We start from the raw sequence: 3,688 nt of genomic DNA, 5'->3' as shown, positions 1-3,688 counted from the left end.
GGAGCGGGCTTGCTCGCGAAGAGGCCAGTCAGAACGACATCAAACCTCTGGCCAGAACGCCCGAATACCGGCAACACCTTGGGCGCCGGTTTCCCAAGCCTGCTCCCGCTCGGCAGGCCCAAGCCCGCCCAACAGAAACACCGGCTTGCTGAATCCCTTGATCAACTCCGCCGCCTGCTCCCAACCCAAAGGCTGCGCATCAGGATGGGTCTGGGTCGGCTGTACCGGTGACAGCGTGACGAAATCCACGTCCATCAGTTCCGCCAGCGCCAGCTCCTCAGCATTGTGGCAAGAAGCCGCCAACCAGCGGTCCTTGGGCAATGGCCGACCTTTACTCGCATATTTGCGCAGTTGCGCCGAGGTCATGTGCCAGCCTGCCGAAGGGAAATCCCCCAGCCACTCAAAGGGCCCCTTGAGCATCAATTGCGCCTTGCCAGCACACAGGCCCACTGCATCCACCGCCAAGTCACGGTATTTAGGGTCGTAGCCGTTGGGCGCACGCAGTTGAACCAGCTTGATGCCACCCGCAATGGCTTTCTGAAGGCCCCGCAACAGCGTTGGGGTTTCCAGCTCGCCAGGAGTGATCAGGTACTCTGCAGGCAAGCGCGCCGCCGAAACGATGGGTGCATTGGCAGCCGGGAACTCATAGTTGAGCAAGTCCCGAGGCGCGACCCATTCCAGCGGCTGCCCTTCGGCCCCATGAGGCTCACCGGTAAACGCCGACACCTCCCAGACATCCAGCAACACCTGTTTGTCCGGGTAATCATGCTGCACCTTGATCAGCGGTCGCGCCGTAGTGACCTGAATGCCCAATTCCTCCTGCAATTCACGCGACAAGGCGGTTGCGACCGACTCATCGGCCTCCACCTTGCCACCGGGAAACTCCCAGAGGCCGCCCTGATGCTGGGTGTCGGCACGGCGCGCCAGCAAAATCCTGCCGTCGACACCGCGGATCACCGCTGCTGCTACATGCACTCGTTTCACCGCGTTTTTCCTCTTGGCTATCAGGTACGGTATTCCGCGTTGATCTTCACGTACTCGTGGGACAGGTCGGTGGTCCAGATGGTTTCGCTGCACGCGCCGCGACCCAGTTCGATACGGATGGTGATTTCTTCTTGCTGCATCACCGCCGAGCCCTGAGCCTCGGTGTAGGTTTCGGCACGGGCACCACGGCTGGCGATGCACACCTCACCCAGGAACACGTCGATCTTGCTCACGTCCAGATCCGGTACGCCGGCACGGCCGACGGCGGCAAGGATGCGGCCCCAGTTCGGGTCGGAGGCGAACAGCGCGGTTTTGATCAGCGGCGAATGGGCTACGGTGTAACCCACATCCAGGCATTCCTGGTGATTGGCGCCGCCGTTGACTTCAACCGTGACGAACTTGGTGGCACCTTCGCCATCGCGCACGATGGCCTGGGCCACCTCCATGCACACTTCAAACACCGCCTTTTTCAACGCCTCGAACAATGGGCCTTCAGTGGTGGTGATTTCCGGCAGGTTGGCCTTGCCGGTAGCGATCAGCATGCAGCAGTCGTTGGTAGAGGTGTCGCCATCGATGGTGATGCGGTTGAACGACTTGTTGGCGCCGTCCAGCATCAACTTGTGCAGCACCTCACGGGAGACCTTGGCATCGGTGGCGATGTAGCCGAGCATGGTGGCCATGTTCGGGCGGATCATGCCCGCGCCCTTACTGATACCTGTCACGGTGACGGTCACGCCTTCGTGCACGAACTGTCGGCTTGCGCCCTTTGGCAGCGTGTCGGTGGTCATGATGCCGGTGGCGGCAGCGGCCCAGTTATCCACAGACAGATCATCCAGCGCAGCTTGCAGGGCGCCTTCGATTTTTTCCACAGGCAGTGGCTCACCGATTACGCCGGTGGAGTACGGCAGCACTTGGCTGGCATCCACGCCCGCCAGTTGGGCCAGCTTGGCGCAAGTGCGCGCCGCGGCAACCAGGCCCGGCTCGCCGGTGCCGGCGTTGGCATTGCCGGTGTTGGTCAGCAGGTAACGGATGTTGCCGGCAACGCGTTGCTTGGCCAGGATCACCGGTGCTGCGCAGAACGCGTTGAGGGTGAACACACCTGCCACGGTCGAGCCTTCGGCACAGCGCATCACCACCACATCCTTGCGCCCCGGGCGCTTGATGCCGGCCGAAGCGATACCGAGTTCAAAACCGGCAACCGGGTGCAATGTGGGCAAAGGACCAAGACCAACAGCCATGAATGCGCTCCTTAAAAATAGGTGATGTCTGTGCCGTCGTGATCGACGGTGAAATTAATGGCAAAACGCCGCGACGGCAGAAGCCGGTCGCGGCGCGGGGTGTTGCAGCGTCAGGCAAAAATCTTAGTTGATTTCGCCGTGACAGTGTTTGAACTTCTTGCCCGAACCGCACCAGCACAGTTCGTTGCGGCCCAGCTTCTGATCGTTGCGAACCGGTGTTTGAGCCAAGGCCACATCGACCTCTTCGCCCAATACTTCCGGCTGCTCGAGACCCGGTGCTTCGTCATGCTGGAACTGCATGCGGGCAGCCAGCGCTTCGGCTTCCTGACGCAGGCGAGCCTCTTCCTCGATCGGGTCTTCGCGACGCACCTGAACGTGGGACAGCACGCGAATCGAGTCGCGCTTGATCGAATCCAGCAGCTCGGAGAACAGCGTGAACGACTCGCGCTTGTACTCCTGCTTCGGGTTCTTCTGGGCGTAGCCACGCAAGTGGATGCCGTGACGCAGGTGGTCCATGGTCGACAGGTGGTCTTTCCACAGGTCGTCCAGCACGCGCAGTACGATTTGTTTCTCGAAGGTGCGCAGTGCTTCGGCACTCGCCTGTTCTTCTTTCTCGTTGTACGCGGCCAGCAGCTCGGTCATCAGCTTCTCGCGCAATGTCTCTTCGTACAGGTGATCGTCTTCGTCCAGCCACTGTTGGACCGGCAGGTCGACACCGAAGTCGCTCTTGAGCGCCGCTTCCAGGCCGGCAACATCCCACTGCTCAGGCAGGGACTGTGGCGGAATGTGGGCGCTGACGGTGGCGTTCAGCACGTCCTGACGGAAATCAGCGATGGTCTCGCCAATGTTGTCGGCGGCCAGCAACGTGTTACGCATGTGATAGATCACTTTACGCTGTTCGTTGTTGACGTCATCGAACTCGAGCAGTTGCTTACGAATGTCGAAGTTGCGGCCTTCAACCTTGCGCTGGGCCTTCTCGATGGCGTTGGTCACCATGCGGTGCTCGATCGCCTCACCGGACTGCATGCCCAGGGCCTTCATGAAGTTCTTCACCCGGTCCGAGGCAAAGATACGCATCAGGCTGTCTTCCAGGGACAGGTAGAAGCGGCTGGAACCCGCGTCACCCTGACGACCGGCACGACCGCGCAGCTGGTTGTCGATACGGCGAGATTCGTGGCGCTCGGACGCAATCACCTGCAAACCACCGGACTCCAGTACGGCCTGGTGACGCTTCTGCCAGTCGGCCTTGATTTGGGCGATCTGCTCAGGGCTCGGGTTTTCCAGTGCCGCGACTTCGACTTCCCAGTTACCGCCCAACAGGATGTCGGTACCACGACCGGCCATGTTGGTGGCGATAGTCAGTGCGCCTGGGCGACCGGCCTGGGCGATGATCTCGGCTTCTTTTTCGTGGAACTTGGCGTTCAGTACCTTGTGCTCGATGCCTTCCTTGTTGAGCAGGTTGGACA

Annotated in this window: 3 protein-coding genes; all 3 read right to left on the bottom strand. The window is 60.9% G+C overall.

Going from position 1 to position 3,688, the window contains the following annotated elements:
* Nucleotides 1-39: 39 nt before the first annotated feature.
* Nucleotides 40-984, bottom strand: coding sequence for a Nudix family hydrolase (locus ACRESD_RS26450; protein ID WP_431753604.1), 945 nt, complete (start codon nt 982-984; stop codon nt 40-42).
* A 20-nt stretch (nt 985-1,004) separates the two neighbouring features.
* On the bottom strand, nt 1,005-2,222 hold the full coding sequence (gene argJ, locus ACRESD_RS26445; RefSeq protein WP_431753603.1) for a bifunctional glutamate N-acetyltransferase/amino-acid acetyltransferase ArgJ: 1,218 nt from the start codon (nt 2,220-2,222) through the stop codon (nt 1,005-1,007).
* A 123-nt stretch (nt 2,223-2,345) separates the two neighbouring features.
* Nucleotides 2,346-3,688, bottom strand: a 1,343-nt coding sequence (locus ACRESD_RS26440; protein WP_431753602.1) for an SEC-C metal-binding domain-containing protein, incomplete at its 5' end; no start/stop codon positions are given.

It is taken from the genome of Pseudomonas sp. (genome assembly GCF_050739995.1).
GTDB lineage: Bacteria > Pseudomonadota > Gammaproteobacteria > Pseudomonadales > Pseudomonadaceae > Aquipseudomonas.
This window is presented reverse-complemented; position numbering and strand designations above follow the sequence as displayed.

Coding starts and splice junctions, on each gene's coding strand:
- argJ (WP_431753603.1), bottom strand. CDS start 2,222: ATGGCTGTTGGTCTTGGTCCTTTGCCCACATTGCACCCGGTTGCCGGT.